12 protein-coding genes, 1 tRNA gene and 4 pseudogenes are annotated in these 15,554 nt (G+C 59.7%); 7 read left to right on the plus strand and 10 right to left on the minus strand.

Annotated features, from left to right (window positions below; all coding sequences use genetic code 11):
* Positions 1–35: 35 nt before the first annotated feature.
* Positions 36–1,253, minus strand: coding sequence for an MFS transporter (locus ACYZTU_RS24260; RefSeq protein ID WP_461966122.1), 1,218 nt, complete (start codon positions 1,251–1,253; stop codon positions 36–38).
* Between the two features lie 332 nt (positions 1,254–1,585).
* Between ACYZTU_RS24260 and ACYZTU_RS24265 the strand changes: the two genes are divergently transcribed.
* Together ACYZTU_RS24265 and ACYZTU_RS24270 are read left to right on the plus strand one after the other, a co-directional pair.
* Positions 1,586–3,643, plus strand: coding sequence for a methyl-accepting chemotaxis protein (locus ACYZTU_RS24265; protein WP_461966124.1), 2,058 nt, complete (start codon positions 1,586–1,588; stop codon positions 3,641–3,643).
* 115 nt (positions 3,644–3,758) lie between these two features.
* A tRNA-Met gene (locus tag ACYZTU_RS24270) sits at positions 3,759–3,835 on the plus strand.
* Positions 3,836–3,914: 79 nt separating this feature from the next.
* Here ACYZTU_RS24270 and ACYZTU_RS24275 read toward each other — a convergent pair.
* A pseudogene (locus ACYZTU_RS24275) lies at positions 3,915–4,307 on the minus strand (DUF2817 domain-containing protein); the annotation flags it as partial.
* A 207-nt stretch (positions 4,308–4,514) separates the two neighbouring features.
* On the opposite strand from ACYZTU_RS24275, the gene ggt reads away from it, so the two are divergent.
* Positions 4,515–6,347, plus strand: coding sequence for a gamma-glutamyltransferase (ggt, locus tag ACYZTU_RS24280; RefSeq protein WP_461966126.1), 1,833 nt, complete (start codon positions 4,515–4,517; stop codon positions 6,345–6,347).
* 192 nt (positions 6,348–6,539) lie between these two features.
* A complete protein-coding gene (locus ACYZTU_RS24285; protein ID WP_461966128.1) occupies positions 6,540–6,911 on the plus strand; it encodes a helix-turn-helix domain-containing protein in 372 nt (123 codons plus the stop codon).
* A gap of 24 nt (positions 6,912–6,935) precedes the next feature.
* Here the strand turns inward: ACYZTU_RS24285 and ACYZTU_RS24290 are convergent.
* The 3 genes and pseudogenes from ACYZTU_RS24290 to ACYZTU_RS24300 form a co-directional block, all read right to left on the minus strand.
* A pseudogene (locus ACYZTU_RS24290) lies at positions 6,936–7,276 on the minus strand (TOBE domain-containing protein).
* Positions 7,249–7,470, minus strand: a pseudogene (locus tag ACYZTU_RS24295) (D-alanine--D-alanine ligase A); the annotation flags it as partial. The pseudogenes ACYZTU_RS24290 and ACYZTU_RS24295, both read right to left, overlap by 28 nt.
* A 29-nt stretch (positions 7,471–7,499) precedes the next feature.
* Complete coding sequence (locus ACYZTU_RS24300; RefSeq protein WP_461966130.1) at positions 7,500–8,141, minus strand: LysE family translocator; 642 nt, start codon at positions 8,139–8,141, stop codon at positions 7,500–7,502.
* A 150-nt stretch (positions 8,142–8,291) separates the two neighbouring features.
* On the opposite strand from ACYZTU_RS24300, the gene ACYZTU_RS24305 reads away from it, so the two are divergent.
* Positions 8,292–9,101 (plus strand): AraC family transcriptional regulator, encoded by an 810-nt coding sequence (locus ACYZTU_RS24305; RefSeq protein ID WP_461966132.1) that lies wholly within the window; start codon positions 8,292–8,294, stop codon positions 9,099–9,101.
* A gap of 77 nt (positions 9,102–9,178) precedes the next feature.
* Positions 9,179–9,547, plus strand: a complete 369-nt coding sequence (locus tag ACYZTU_RS24310; protein ID WP_461966134.1) for a cupin domain-containing protein — start codon at positions 9,179–9,181, stop codon at positions 9,545–9,547.
* Between the two features lie 123 nt (positions 9,548–9,670).
* Here ACYZTU_RS24310 and ACYZTU_RS24315 read toward each other — a convergent pair whose 3' ends face one another.
* The 3 genes and pseudogenes from ACYZTU_RS24315 to ACYZTU_RS24325 form a co-directional block, all read right to left on the minus strand.
* Entirely contained in the window at positions 9,671–10,279 is a 609-nt protein-coding gene (locus ACYZTU_RS24315) for a methyl-accepting chemotaxis protein (protein ID WP_461971152.1), read from the minus strand.
* A pseudogene (locus tag ACYZTU_RS24320) lies at positions 10,259–11,035 on the minus strand (PAS domain-containing protein); the annotation flags it as partial. The pseudogene ACYZTU_RS24320 and the gene ACYZTU_RS24315, both read right to left, overlap by 21 nt.
* A gap of 80 nt (positions 11,036–11,115) precedes the next feature.
* A complete protein-coding gene (locus ACYZTU_RS24325) occupies positions 11,116–12,429 on the minus strand; it encodes an MFS transporter (protein WP_461966136.1) in 1,314 nt (437 codons plus the stop codon).
* 201 nt (positions 12,430–12,630) lie between these two features.
* On the opposite strand from ACYZTU_RS24325, the gene ACYZTU_RS24330 reads away from it, so the two are divergent.
* Positions 12,631–14,049 carry a short-chain fatty acid transporter gene (locus ACYZTU_RS24330; RefSeq protein WP_461966138.1) on the plus strand — a complete coding sequence of 473 codons (1,419 nt, stop codon included), beginning with the start codon at positions 12,631–12,633 and terminating at the stop codon, positions 14,047–14,049.
* A gap of 50 nt (positions 14,050–14,099) precedes the next feature.
* On the opposite strand, the gene ACYZTU_RS24335 is transcribed toward ACYZTU_RS24330, so the two are convergent.
* Positions 14,100–14,393, minus strand: a complete 294-nt coding sequence (locus ACYZTU_RS24335; RefSeq protein WP_461966140.1) for a fructose-bisphosphate aldolase — start codon at positions 14,391–14,393, stop codon at positions 14,100–14,102.
* 355 nt (positions 14,394–14,748) lie between these two features.
* Positions 14,749–15,462, minus strand: a complete 714-nt coding sequence (locus ACYZTU_RS24340) for a transposase (RefSeq protein WP_461966142.1) — start codon at positions 15,460–15,462, stop codon at positions 14,749–14,751.
* Positions 15,463–15,554: the final 92 nt, after the last annotated feature.

Genomic DNA, 15,554 nt, shown 5'->3' on the forward strand with positions numbered 1-15,554 from the left:
CGCGTTCATACGCGGCTTTTTTGTGCCTGTGATTTTTATACTTTTTTGGTTCTTGGCAGGAAGATCGCCAGCACACCAAACAACGGCAGGAACGAGCACAGGAAGTACACGTATTCGATGCCGTGTATGTCCGCCAAATACCCGAGCAACGCCGCACCAATCCCGCCAAAGCCGAACATCAATCCGAAAAACACCCCGGCAATCATTCCGACATTGCCCGGCACCAGTTCCTGCGCATACACCACGATGGCTGAAAAGGCCGAAGCCAGGATGAAGCCGATCACGACGCTCAGAATGCTGGTCCAGAACAGGTCAACATGAGGCAGGATCAGGGTGAACGGTGCAACGCCGAGGATCGAGAACCAGATCACCGCCTTGCGCCCGATCTTGTCGCCGATCGGCCCGCCGAAGAAAGTTCCCGCCGCTACCGCTCCGAGAAACAGGAACAGGTGCAGCTGCGAACTGGCCACCGACAGGTCGAATTTCTCGATCAGGTAGAAAGTGAAGTAACTGGTAAAACTGGCCATGTAGAAATACTTGGAGAACACCAGCAGCCCGAGTACCACCAGTGCACTGATCACACGGTTCTTCGACAAACCATGCGTCGCCGCCTGGCCTTGCTTGAGTTTGAACAGGCTCAAGTGGTTGGCGTACCAGCGGCTAATCCGATAGAGCACGAACAGCGCAAACACCGCGAACAATCCAAACCAAGCCACCTGGCCCTGACCGTAAGGAATAATGATCGCTGCAGCGAGCAACGGCCCAAAGGCCGAGCCCGCATTACCACCCACCTGAAAGGTCGATTGTGCCAAACCGAATCGCCCACCCGAGGCCAGCCGCGCCACGCGAGAAGCTTCCGGGTGAAAGGTCGAGGAGCCGATACCGATCAACCCGGCCGCCAACAGAATCATCGGGAAGCTGCCCACCACGGACATCATCAGAATGCCAATCAACGTGCAGACTGTCCCGGCTGGTAGCAGCCAGGGCTTGGGATGCCGATCAGTGTGGTAACCGACCCATGGCTGCAACAGCGAAGCCGTCAGCTGGAACGTCAAAGTGATCAAGCCAACCTGGGTGAAGGTCAGGCCATAGTTGGCCTTGAGCATCGGATAGATCGACGGCAGCACCGACTGGATCAGGTCGTTGATCAAATGCGCCAGCGCCACGGCGCCGATGATGCGCATGACCAATGGGCTGCTTTGTGAAGTCGCGGATGCCGGCGCTGTGCCGGTCTGGGCATTGCTGATAGCCATAAGAGTTTCCGTACAACAGATGGGTGCACACGGGCAGGTGCGTCAATGTGCCATTTTTCAGTGCATCAGCGCCATCCCCTTAGCCTGCTAACGACCTCGACTTTCATCGTTGAATAGGTGATAGCGCAACGCCATGGTCTGAATCTTGCCTCTGTAATCCGCTTCAACGCGGCCCCTTACAAAGGGGACCGAGAATGGGAAGTTTCGCCACAGAGTCGGCCTACAGAGCTGGCGAGGGTGAACTTTCGAGGCCTTTTAAAAGGGCACACGTCGCGGCCGCAACGGTCTCGACGCACGCCGATGGTGCGTGGTGTCCAGAGGAGTTTTGGGGCATGCAGGCTTTTTTATCACCGGGGATAGGGTTGCTGGGGCGTTTTGGTTTCGCACGCAAATTTCAGCTGTTGTTCCTGCTGTTTATCCTGCCGCTGACGGGCAGTCTGTGGATGATCGGTCAGGACTATCGCGACAAACTGAACCTGATCTCCGGCGAACGTGCCGGGGTTCGGCAACTGCTTGCCCTGGATGCTCTCGATAACCTGCTCGCCGCTCAGCGTGACCGCGCAGCTCGCTGGCGCGCCACGGAAACCAATCGCCAGCCGACGCCAGCGACTATCGCGGCGATGGCCGCGTTCGATGCGGTTCAGCCAGCCCTCGCCCAAGCCACCTCGGACCTCGGCAACGCGCTGCAAACCGAAGGCGCCGAGGGCGAAACACTGGCCCGTTATCAAACCCTGCAAACCGCCCTCAGCGGCCTGGACTCGAAAAGCCTGAGCAGCGTCGGTTGGTGGCCGGACGGTTACGATCGGTTCACCAATGCCTTGAGTGCCCTGCAAGCCTTGCGCGAGCAGATCGCCATGGATAATCGCCTGACCCTCGCACCGTGGCTGGAAACTTATCTGCTGACCCAGATCTCTACACAGCACGCGCCGGACCTGATCGAACGAATCGGCCGCCTCGCCAGCGTCGGTCAGGCATCAGTGGTGTCTGGACAGTTCACTCTGCAAAGCCGTCTGCAATTGCGGGACTTGCGCAGCCGCATCGGCGATGCCCGGGAGCAGCTGGTCAAAACCGCAAGCCTGCTGGAAGCGCGGCTGCCCAGCGCGTTGCAAGCCTGGGCCGGGCAATACCATGACAGCCTCAAGCACCTGGACGCAGCGTTGAAAGCCCTCGATGACGGCGTGTTCGGCGGCAGCATCAAGCTCAAGCCGGAAGAGTTCGAACGCAATCTCGACGCCCTGCTCTCCGATTTCGCTTCGTTGCGTCAGCAGTCGCTGGTGTCGCTGGATCAGCGTCTGGATTACTACCACGGTTCGGCCATTCGCCAGTTCATCCTCGTAGCGACAATTTTTGGCTGCCTGCTGCTGGCCGCGTTGTACCTGTTCATCTGCTTGCAGGCCTCGATCCGTCGCAGCGCCAGCGGCATCACCCTGCTGGCCGAAGCCTTGCGTGACGGCAATCTAAGCCTTCAAGTACCGGTGCAGGGCCGCGACGAACTGGCCGCCATCAGCACCGCCCTCAATGTTGCGGTAGTGCAACTGCGCAATAGTCTGCTGGGGGTCGATCATGAAACCTTGCAGCTGAGCAACGCGGTGCGCACCCTCAACCATCACTCCAGCGGTGCCCTGGGGGAAGTCGAAGCTCAGCAGTTGCAGATCAGCCAGATCGCCGCGGCCGCCACACAATTGGCCGCCACCTCGCAAGGGGTTGCCCAGAGTTGCGAGCAGGCCTCCGGCAGCGCTCAGCACACCCAGCGCATCGCCGCCGACAGCAGCCGTGACAGCCAGCGCACGACGGCAAGCATTCAGCAACTCAATCAGCGTTTGAACGACACCGCTGCAGCACTGGGCCGGGTCAGTGAGCAGGGGCAGCAGATTCAATTGGTGGTGGACACCATTCGCGGGGTTGCCGAGCAGACGAACCTGTTGGCACTTAACGCCGCCATCGAGGCCGCTCGAGCGGGTGAGCAAGGTCGCGGTTTTGCGGTGGTGGCCGATGAAGTGCGCAGCCTGTCGCAACGCACCCAGTCCTCCACCGCGCAGATTGCCGGCACAGTCGACAGCTTGCGCAACACGGTGAACGAAGCGGTAAGTTTGATGGAAGCCGCCTGCGGCCAGGCTCAGTCTGACGCCCAAGCCGTCACTGGCCTGGGCGAACGGTTGGGGGAAATTGCCGATGCCGTGCAAAGCGTTACCGACACGCTGGCGCAGATCGCCACAGCGGTCGACGAGCAAGCGACCACCGCCGACGAAGTCAGCGGCAACATCCAGCAAGTCGATCAGGCGGCGGTACGCTTGCTCGAAGGCGCGCGGGCGGTGAACTTGGCGGCGGACACCTTGAGCCAAGGCAGCAAGGCCTTGAGTGCCAATACCGGGAGATTTCAGCTCAGTTGACGCCCTCCCCTACGCGGTTTTTCGGATCAGGTGGATAAGCGGTTGAAAGCGTAGAGAAATATTTTAGATTTACGCTTGACACATCATCATTACGAGCCAATAATGCGCGCCACTTGGCTACATAGCTCAGTTGGTTAGAGCATAGCATTCATAATGCTGGGGTCCGGGGTTCAAGTCCCTGTGTAGCCACCAAGTACTAAAAACGGCTTACCGAAAGGTAGGCCGTTTTTTTATGCCTCGAGAAAAGTGCGCCGAATAACCGCGCCGAGCCACCCAAGAGGTGCAGCCAGTGATCGTCGCGCAGATGACGATGAACGTCCGCTCCCAGATACGTCCCGCACACAATCAAACGGCATCAACCGCACGTGCGGCAGCGCATTGATCAACGCCTGCGAGGTGTAACCGGTGGCGGTGGCCGCAACGCCGGTTTCGCTCAGCGTGTCGACGCCGGTCAGCAGCGTGTAGAGCCACGGGCCGTAAATGGCCTGCGCATCCGCAAGCGCTGGATAGGCAGCCTCGGTAATGGTCAGCAACATCGGATGACCGTACTCCCCGGCGCCGGTGTGCAAGTCGAAACACATAGCCACTTCGGCATGGGAAACATGCTTTTGAATGATCTGATGCAACGTGCGGTCGACCAGCTCGGTGCCCGTCCGCCGTAAAACTGGGTACGGTAACTTGGCTGGGCGGGGGAACTCGGTCTGCATGTTTGCCTCTTGTTGATCTTCTGGCCGGTCTGTTGCCCTCGACCCTACAGAGAATCCACTACTTCATGAAGGACAAAAGTGTCTTTGCGGTAGGCCTTGGTTTGCGTCACTCCCTGTCGGCCGATAAAGTCCCCTGATCTTTCCCACGGACGGAGTGCCCCCACGTGTTCTCAGCCTTCCACTTGAGCCTCTATCGCCTGTCAGGCTTTTCGCTGATTGCCACGGCTTTAACCCTCGCAGCCTGTAGTGCCCCGACCTCTTCGACGTTGCCTGTTGCGCCGGAAATCGCTTCGGGTTATCGCGCCGACCTGCAGACCCAACACGCCGCAAAACACATGGCGGCCGCGGCCAATCCGCTGGCCGCCGAGGCCGGACGGGAGATGTTGCGCCAGGGCGGTTCGGCAATCGATGCCGCGATTGCGATGCAGGCCGTGCTGACGCTGGTCGAGCCGCAATCCTCGGGCATTGGCGGTGGCGCGTTGATCGTGCTGTGGGATGGCAAGGCCGTGCGCACTTTTGACGGTCGCGAAACCGCCCCGGCCGGCGCCACCGAGAAACTTTTCCTGCAAGCCGATGGCAAACCGATGCCCTTCACCCAGGCGCAGATTGGCGGTCGTTCGGTGGGGACACCGGGTGTGTTGCGGGCACTTGAGTTGGCCCATCAGAAACACGGTCGCCTGCCGTGGGCGCAGCTGTTCGAACCGGCCATCAAACTCGGGGAGCAAGGCTTCGCCATCTCGCCACGCCTTCACCAGCTGATCGCCTCGGACTCGTCCGTGCGAAGCTCGCCGGACATGGCGGCCTACTTCCTGAATGCCGATGGCAGTCCGAAAGCCGTCGGCACCGCGCTGAAAAACCCGGCACTGGCCGCTGTGTTCAAACGCATCGCCAAGGAAGGACCGGATGCGTTGTACAAAGGCCCCATCGCACAAGAGATCGTCGCCAAGGTTCAGGGCCACGCCAACCCCGGCAGCCTGTCGCTGAAGGACCTCAACGGCTACAGCGCCAAGGAGCGCGCACCGCTGTGCACCGACTACAAACGCTGGCAGGTCTGCGGCATGCCGCCACCGTCTTCGGGCGGGATCGCCGTGGCGCAGATCCTCGGCACCTTGCAGGCCCTGGAAACCCGTGACCCGCGTTTTGCCCTAGCGCCACTAAAGCCGGTCAAGACAAACAAAGCTGCGGGCATCGAACCGGCGCCTGAAGCCGTGCACCTGATCTCTGAGGCCGAGCGCTTGGCCTACGCCGACCGCGCGCTGTACGTGGCCGACGCCGACTTCGTGCCCGTCCCCGTCAAAGGTCTGGTGGACCCGACTTACCTGGCCAGCCGCGCCGCGCTGATCGGGGATCGCAGCATGGGCACAGCCAAACCCGGCACCCCTCCGGGCATTCAGGTTGCCTACGCGCCGGACCGCTCACCGCTGCGCATCTCCACCTCGCAAGTGGTGGCGGTCGATGACGAAGGCGGCGCCGTGTCCATGACCACCACCGTGGAATCGGCTTTCGGCTCACACCTGATGGTCCAGGGCTTCCTGCTCAACAACCAGATGACCGACTTCTCATTCATCCCCGAAGAGAACGGCCAGAAGGTCGCCAACCGCGTCGAACCTGGTAAACGCCCGCGCTCGTCCATGGCCCCAACCCTGATCTTCGACCGCCAGAGCGGCGAATTCCTCGCCAGCGTCGGATCCCCCGGCGGCTCGCAGATCATCGAATACGTCGCCAAATCCACCATCGGCATGCTCGACTGGAACCTTGATCCGCAAACCGCCATCAGCCTGCCCAACTTTGGCAGCCGCAACGGTCCGACAGAACTGGAACAGGGGCAGTTCAGCCCGGCGCTGATTCAGGCGCTGAAGGACAAAGGGCACAGCGTCAACGAGATCGACATGACCAGCGGGATCCAGGCGATTGTTCGGGTGAAGGATGCGCAGGGGAGAACGTCGTTGGCGGGAGGGGCCGACCCGCGACGTGAGGGAGCAGCGCTGGGGGATTGAGTCGTACGCAGGAAAGAGCAAGGGCTTACCGGGAGGTGGGCCCTTTTTTACACCTGATAAAGCCTGATCGGCCACTTCACGCAGCCTTTTCCTACCCGCAAGTGACTGCTTCTTGGATAGAGTGTGGATATTGTCGGCACTCACAAACAGTACGACGCGATCGACGCTGATACCGTCGAGATGGAGTAACCCATGAACATTCGCCCCATTCACACCGACGAGGACTACCGTGCAGCCCTCAAAAACGTGTCAGCGTTGTTCGGCAACGAACCAGAGCCTGGCACCCCTGAGGGTGATTACTTTGACATTATGATCACGCTGATCGAAGCCTATGAATCGAAGCGGTTTCCCGTGGACTTATCCAATCCGATCGATGCGATTAAGTTTCGTATGGAGCAGGCCAGTCTGTCTGCTGCAGACCTCGCACCCGCTATAGGTCGCACAAACCGAGTGTATGAAGTGCTCAATGGCGAACGTGCATTGACGCTTCCGATGATCTGGAAACTTCACGATTTATTCGGGATACCCGCGCAGAGCCTGATCAAGCCGGTAACGCAGGCTTGACCAGGTGCCAGCCGACTCTTGAAATCAGGCCGGCACACCCAAAATTATGCGACGCCTTGATCACCGCCGTCGCACTCAGGCCGGGCGCCAGGCCCAGTTCTGCCACAGCCTGGCGTGTCACGATCGAATAGACCTCGGTGCCGCCGTCGAGCTGGATGACGACTTCGGAGTTCACGGCGCCTTCACCAGCGCGATCACTTCCTTGCCGACCGCCAGGCCGAGGTTCTTCACGCTTTCCATCGTCACCATGGCCACCCGTTCATTGCTGCCTGACAGTTTCAGTGAGACTTCGGCATCACCGCGCCGGGCTGCAATTGACTGATGGTGCCTTTGAATACGTGTATGTCATACCGGTGGCCTGCCATAGCTTGGGGTACATGCTGATGCGGGTGAAGCCGGGCAACGAGTTGATCTCATTGATCAGTACTTCGCCGCTGTTGGTCAGGAACACGTCGACCCGAGCCAGCCCCGAACAGCCCAACGCCTGAAACGCCTTGACGGCCAGGGCACGAATGCGCTCGCTGGACTCGATGCTGATGTCAGCCGGCACCACGACTTCCTACCCGCAGTTTGCTCATTAAAAACATCTCAACGATTGGCCACCAGATGCGCGCCGAACAGTAGGTAGCAACTTCCAGCGAAGCGATCCAGCCACTTACGCGAACGATCATAAGCACCCGCGAACCGACGGCTGGCAAACAGCAGTGCCACGCTGCAATACCAACTGAATGACAAGGTCGCCATGGTCAACACGGCTAGCGCCAGCAACATCGGTGGCGGTGAAGCCGGCATGGCAGTGGCGAAAATTGTTGCGACGAACAGCGCGGCCTTCGGATTGGTCATGTTGCCTACAAAGCCCCGGCTATAAGCTGATAGCAGCGTGCGACCTGCCCCATTCAACGAGCTGCTATCGCCCGGCACACTCGGCGTTTTTTGCTTGAACTGCTTCAAACCCAGATAGATCAGGTAACAACCGCCGGCAATCTTGAAACTCAGATAGAGCGTCGGCGCGGCGCTGAACAGCGACTTGATACCCAAACCACCCGCCAACCCCCAAAGCACGGTCCCCGTGGCCACGCCCAGTGCGGCGACAACGCCATGGCGTCTGGAGCAACTGGCGGCCAGTTGTGCGGTGCTGAAGAAGTTCGGCCCCGGCGTCACCACCGCGACCGTCCATAACAGCGCCAACGACAACAACGGACCGGCGTAGCTCAGGTGGGATAATTCCATGATGTGGGGCGCCTTCGTGGCTTAAGAAATATGCAACACCTTGCAACATTAGTCCGGGATTTTCTACCCGCCGGGAGATTCGATCGGCAGCAGACAGGCGGCTGGTCAGTGGAGTAACGTATTGCGCATCGAGCTCAAGGCACTAACACCATGGCCAAGAACACGCCTACCATCGACTGGTTCCACCGCGCGCCCGACGTCGGCGGGCTTCAGCGTTTCGAGGCGTTTTTTGCAGGCCACGGCTACGACCTTCACCGCCACGACACCTATGCGATCGGCCACACACTGGCCGGTGTGCAGAGTTTTCAGTACCGCGGTGGCTGGCGCCACAGTCTGCCGGGCGGGACCATGGTGCTGCACCCGGACGAAGTTCACGATGGCGAAGCCGGCACCGAGACCGGGTTCCAATACCGAATGATGTACATCGAACCGGCGCAGATCCAGCAGATACTCGGCGGCCAGCCGTTGCCGTTTATCAAGACCGGACTGTCGACCGATCCACGTTTATTCGCCGCCACCGCCGTGCTGCTGCGAAGCATCGATTGTCCCCTCGAGCCTATGGAAGAGCAGGATGCGCTGTTCGATCTGGCCCAAGCCTTGAACAGCGTTTCCGGCGTGCCTGCCACCCGCCAGAGCTTCGACTACGTGGCCGCCGAACGTGCGCGGGAATTCATTCACTGCGCCCTGGATCGCACCGTGACGTTGGAAGAACTGGCGCAACACAGCGGGCGCGATCGCTGGAGCCTGTCGCGGGATTTTCGCCTGTTGTTCGGCACCAGCCCTTATCGATACCTGACTATGCGCCGCCTCGACCTGGTCCGCTCGCTGCTGATCCAGGGCCAGTCACTGGTCAGCGCCGCGCTGATCGCCGGCTTCACCGATCAAAGCCACATGACCCGGCAGTTCAGCAAAACCTACGGCCTGTCGCCGGCCCGCTGGATGAAAATGCACCGACGCTGAGCCACGCACAATCGTTCAAGAAGCATGCTCGAAGCGCGGGTTATCGTGGCTTTACGATCAACCACGAGAGCAGCTTCATGAAAGCTTACGAAAGCCTGAGTTTCGCTGAAAAAATCTCCAGGATCGGCCCCTACTGGACGCCTCGGGTCATCGCCGAAATGAACGACTACCAGTTCAAGGTGGTGAAACTGCTGGGAGATTTCATCTGGCACGATCACCTTGATACCGACGAAACCTTCATCGTGCTCGAAGGGCAATTACGCATCGACTTTCGCGATGGCCACGTGTTGGTGAACGCTGGCGAAATGTATGTGGTGTCAAAAGGTGTCGAGCACAAACCGTTCGCCGAGCAGGAAGTAAAACTCCTGCTGATCGAACCCAAGGGTGTGCTGAACACTGGCAACGAAGGTGGCGAGCTCACTGCGCAGAATGACGTTTGGGTGTGAAAGGCCGGCTGCTTACGGCTGCAGAGCCTTGGCCAAGGGAACCGGACGGCGGTGAGAAACGCTCATGATGGCTGCTCCTGGGGAAAACGCTGATTGTAGCGATTTCCACCGGGATGGCAGGTATCAAGTCGCCAGCTGATTGGCAAACTGCCCGACCGCGTTCACCACTTTCTGTGCACCGTCCTGAATCTCGACAATCACCGTGCCCGCTTCTGCCGCCAGCGCAAGCCCCTGCTCCGCCTGGAGTTTGCCTTCAGTCATCAGCGCCACGGCGTTGCGCGCCATGTCCTGGTTCAGACGCACCACGCTGACAATTTCATCGGTTGCCTGGCTGGTGCGCGAAGCCAATTGCCGGACCTCATCTGCCACCACCGCGAAACCACGACCCTGCTCGCCGGCCCGAGCGGCTTCGATGGCGGCGTTGAGCGCCAGCAGGTTGGTCTGTTCGGCAATCCCGCTGATGGTTTTGACAATGGTGCCAATCACCAGCGATTGCTCGTTCAGCGCTTCGATGCCTTCGCCGGCGGTCTGCATGTGCCTAGCAAGGTCACGCATCACGTTCACCGCCTGAGTCACTACGGCGTTACCGCGCTGCGCGCTGCTGTCGGTTTGCTGCGAGGTGCTGTAAGCAATGTTCGCCGCTTCGGCGACGGCTTGCTCCTGATTGACTTGATCGGTAATCACCGTGGCGAACTTCACCACTTTGTAGAGCTTATTGTTGGCATCGACCACCGGGTTGTAGGAAGCCTCCAGCCAGACCGCGCGACCGTGGCTGTCAACGCGCTTGAAACGGTCGGCGACGAACTCGCCTGCATTCAAGCGGCGCCAGAAGTCCTGGTACGCGGCGCTGTTGTAATCCTCCGGTTGGCAGAAGGTGCGGTGATGTTTGCCCTTGATCTGCGCCAGGCTGTAGCCCATGCCGCTGAGAAACCGGTCGTTGGCTGCCAGTACGTTGCCATTGAGGTCGAACTCGATCACCGCCGTGGAGCGCACGAGCGCACCGATCAGGTTCTCATGATCACGGGACGCCTCGATGGTGCGGGTCAGGTCACTGGAGTAAATCGAGAAGAGTTTGATCCGACCGTCCGCCGACCGAACCGGCTGCACGATCGAGCGCAGCCAGGCTTCCTGGCCATTGCCGCGCAACAATCGCACCGTGCCGGCAAAGTGCTCGCCACGGGTCAGGGCGGCTTTGAAACGGTGGTGGAATTCGTCCGATTTCACATGGGCCGGGACGATGTCTTCGATGTGCCGGCCGATCAGGTCGTTGCTTTTGTAGAGCAACTCACCGAGGAAATTGTGGTTGACCGATTGAATCCGCCCATCGGTATCGAGGGTCAGGACCAACATCTCGCTTTCCAGACTTTCCTTCACTTGCTGGAGGCTGGAGAGTTCTTCGCGAAGAGCCGACAGCTCCTGCTTCAAGCGTTTGTTGAACATGGGGATACACCGATGGATAGGGATAGAAAGCGGTACGCTCCTAGCCATCGGCCTAGGGGTTATTTTCTGAAGCGTGTTTCAGAGTTGCCCTACAAAAATAGTTGCTACATGAACGGTCCTACCTTCGATTACATCGCGCCAGCAGGCGAACAGCTTCCAACTTTTGGCATCCGCGTCCCGAAATACGCGGCACTGCTCACACCCACAGCCCCCATCACCGCGCAAAAGATCACGCAGACCCACGGGCTCCACGGCATCAGACCGATCAGCAACAACGGTGTGATACTCGCCCAGGCGGCGTAGGCGATGTTGTAAGTGAAGGAAATGCCCGAGACACGAATCCGCGCCGGGAACAGGCTGACCATCACCGACGGCACCGCGCCGACCACCCCACAACTGAGACCGGCCACCGCGTACGCCAGGCCGATCCAGTTGCCACCGATGATCAGGCAGGTATAGAGCACGCCGATGCCCAGTGGCAGCAGCAAGCTATAGAGCATCACCGTACGCCAGGCCCCAATGCGGTCGACCAGCAGTCCAGCGAGGACGCAGCCGACATTCAGAAAAACAATGCCCAAGGCACTCAAGGCAAAAGTGTGGCTGGCGGTCATGCCGAAGGTTTTCTGCATCATGGTCGGGGTGATCACCACGAACACCACCACCGCCGAGGTCAGTACGCAGGTGAGGAGCATCGCCGGCAGCATAGCCAGACGATGCTCACGCAAGACCGTGCGCAGCGGCAGCTCGACGGCTGCATCACGTTGCGCCTGCATGGCCATAAACACCGGGGTTTCGCTGAGCCAGCGGCGCAGCCAGACGCCGATTACGCCGAACACGCCGCCCAGCAGGAACGGGTAACGCCAAGCGTAATCAAGGATTTCTGCCGGGGTGAAGGCCTGTGCCAGAAACGTCGCCGTCAGGGCGCCGATCAGGTAACCAAAGGTCAACCCGGCCTGCAGGAAACCGAGGGCATAACCGCGATGCCCGGCCGGTGCATGCTCGGCGACGAACACCCAGGCGCTCGGCACTTCACCACCCACCGCCGCACCCTGAAGGATTCGCAGGGCCAACAGCAGCAGCGGTGCGAAATAGCCGATCTGGGCGTAGGTCGGCATGATGCCGATCAACAGGCACGGCAGCGCCATCATCAGGATGCTCAGGCTGAAGACCTTCTTGCGGCCCAGTCTGTCGGCGAAATGCGCCATCAGAATCCCGCCCAACGGCCGCGCCAAATAACCGGTGGCGAAGATCCCGAAGCTTTGCAGCAGGCGCAGCCACTCCGGCATTTCCGGCGGGAAGAACAGCTGGCTGAGGGTCAGGGCGAAAAATACGAAAATGATGAAGTCGTAGATTTCCAGCGCGCCACCTAACGCCGCAAGGCCCAGGGTCTTGTAGTCCGAACGGTTGAACGACGCCGGGCGCGAATCGGTATTGGCAGTCATGAAAAGAACTCTGGCATAGGCAAAAAACCAAGGCGCCCATGGTCTACGCAAACGCGCAAACGGACAACCCGTTAGACCAAAGTCTCAGCCTCGCAAAACCTGGTCACAAAAAAGGACCGATTGATTTACTGTTGGCACCTTTCTGGACGGGCCTTTGCGGCCCTGAAGACCACAACAAACATAAAAATTCGAGGTATACCCGTGGCCGCTGATATCGAAGATACCCGCTCTGCCCGATTTGCCCTGCGCTGTTCAAGCTTTGCCGAACGCTGGTTCCCCGATTCCTGGGTGTTTGCCGCACTGGCGGTGATTATCGTCGCCGTGGCCACCCTGTTTATGGGTGCCAAGCCCACCGACGCCGCCATGGCCTTCGGTGACGGTTTCTGGAGCCTGATCCCGTTCACCATGCAGATGGCCTTCGTGGTGATCGGTGGTTACGTGGTCGCCAGTTCGCCACCGGCGGTGAAACTGATCGACCGGCTGGCGCGGCTCCCGAAAAATGGCCGCTCGGCCGTGGCCTGGGTTGCGTTGATCTCCATGGTCGCGTCGCTGCTGAACTGGGGGTTGTCGCTGGTGTTTGGCGGTTTGCTGGTGCGCGCCCTCGCCCGCCGTACCGATCTGAAAATGGATTACCGTGCCGCCGGTGCCGCCGCCTATCTGGGCCTCGGAGCGGTGTGGGCCTTGGGCCTGTCCTCGTCCGCCGCGCAATTGCAGGCCAACCCGGCCAGCCTGCCGCCGTCGATTCTGTCGATCACCGGCGTTATTCCTTTCACGCAAACGATCTTTCTCTGGCAGTCCGGCGTGATGTTGCTGGCACTGATCGTGATCTCGCTGATCATTGCCTACGCCACTGCACCCGGCCCGAACTCGGCCCGTGATGCCAAGGCCTGCGGGATCGATCCGAGTTTTAGTTTGCCGCCATTGCAACCGCGCACCCGCCCCGGCGAATGGCTGGAGTACAGCCCGCTGCTGACGATTTTGCTAGTGCTGCTGGCGGCCGGGTGGCTGTTCCATGAGTTCTCGACTAAACCTGCGATCAGCGCGATTTCCGGGCTGAACACCTACAACTTCCTGTTCATCATGCTCGGCGCCCTGCTGCACTGGCGCCCGCGCAGCTTCCTTGACGCAGTGTCCCGCGCGGTACCGACCACCACTGGCGTACTGATTCAGTTCCCATTGTACGGCTCAATCGCCGCGCTGATGACCACCGTCAAAGGCACTGACGCTCAGACGCTGGCTCACCACATCTCGACGTTTTTCGTACAAATCGCGTCCCACGACACCTACGCGCTGCTGATGGGCGTGTACTCGGCGATCCTCGGTTTCTTCATCCCATCCGGCGGGGGCAAGTGGATCATCGAAGCGCCGTACGTCATGCAAGTGGCCACCGACCTGAACTACCATCTGGGCTGGGCCGTGCAGATCTACAACGCCGCCGAAGCCCTGCCGAACCTGATCAACCCGTTCTACATGCTGCCGCTGCTGGGAGTGCTCGGGTTGAAGGCGCGGGACTTGATCGGGTTTTCGTTCGTGCAACTGCTGGTGCACACGCCGCTGGTGCTGTTTCTGCTATGGGCGTTGGGGACGACGTTGACGTACACGGCGCCGGTGATGCCGTAACGCATCAAGAAACCCGCAGAAATGCGGGTTTTTTTATGGCTGAAAATTAGCTACTGATTTTTGGGCGTTTCAAAACCGCGCTGCTCAATCACCCAAAATACATCGCTTACATCCTGGACCATAATCCGAGCGATGTTGGTGACGGTGTTGATATCGTTCTCGGCGTAGTCCGGCAGGCTGGTGCAGGCCATCAGATGCAAGTATTTGAGGACAGCATTGAGGCGTTCGCTGACGCAGTTGTGGAGTTCGCGTAGCGGGGCGTCGCTGTCGATGAGCAGGACGGGGTAGTCGGTGGCGAATTGGGACATGGGGGTGAAGCGGTGGGGCGGGTTGTTCATTGTCATAAGTAAATCGTCCTCGTATCTAAAAGGAGAGCTACTCATATCGTAAGGGCTGCGAAACCCTGTCGCTGACCGAAGCCAGCAGACGGAGCGAACTATAAGCGTCGACTTTGATGGCTGCAACCGAGGTGTAGGACCAAGCACTGTTGGCAAGGGGGCTTGTCGGAACGCCGCATCGCCCCGTTCGGCGGCGCAGTCGTCGTAAAACCGGACACTGCGGTGTGCCTGTAGGAATGAGGCGGCAGGATCTGGCGCAGCTTCGCCACCCAGCGGGAGCAAGCGCCCTCGCCACAATGGGAGCAGTCCTACACGTATTGCAGACATGCAAAAAATCAAAAGATCGCAGCCTTCGCGGCGCCTACTTTTGGGAAACAAACCTGCCTTTACGCGTTCCTTGCGGATAAATAGAGCGCGTTGCCTTGTCCAGGTGACCACCCTGACGCACAAAGCTGACCGCTTCGTTATTACGACGACTGCGCATCCAGGTGATCCATTGCAACAGTTCAGGGTGCCCCAACGTTTCAATCAACAACAAAAATTGCTCACGCCAGCGTGTACTGCCGCCCATGCCCAGCCCTGAGCGCCGTTTAAGGTCCGGGATACTTTGGCCATCCATCACCCCTTTCACGAAATCGACCCAGAGTTCAGGTCGAATCATCCCGACCAGCGGCGTCCCGGACAGAATGGAAAAGCAGGTCACGCAGGGATCGCACTTGAACTTCGGGCGAATACCTTTAATTCGATAGGTCCGCGTTCCCCCACACCTTGGGCACGTTGCGTGCTGTGCGTTCAGCATCGTCTCGATCCAAGTGATGACCGCTTGCTGCTGCGCTGCAATGTGCTCGGGTGGTTGCAGGTTTTCCCGGTAATGGCGTGTCGTCCACCACTGGTGCAACTCAGGACACTCCTCCGCCATCACCTCCCGAACCGCCTGCCCCCAGCTGAAGTAGACCTTGTGGTTCACCCCCAAGCGAGGCGCGATCTGGACGCTGGACCAACCGGCCAGCAGGTACACGGCAAACGTCGACCACAGGTCCATCCGGCGCATGTGTGCAAAGGGCGAATCGCTCAAACTGTTGCAGCACTTGCGACAGGAACCGCAGTAGTAACGCGGGAGCCGTTGTCGGGCCAAATGATTTTGCAGGTTCAAGTTGGTGTTGCCAC

This window comes from Pseudomonas sp. HLT2-19-2 (assembly GCF_054898005.1).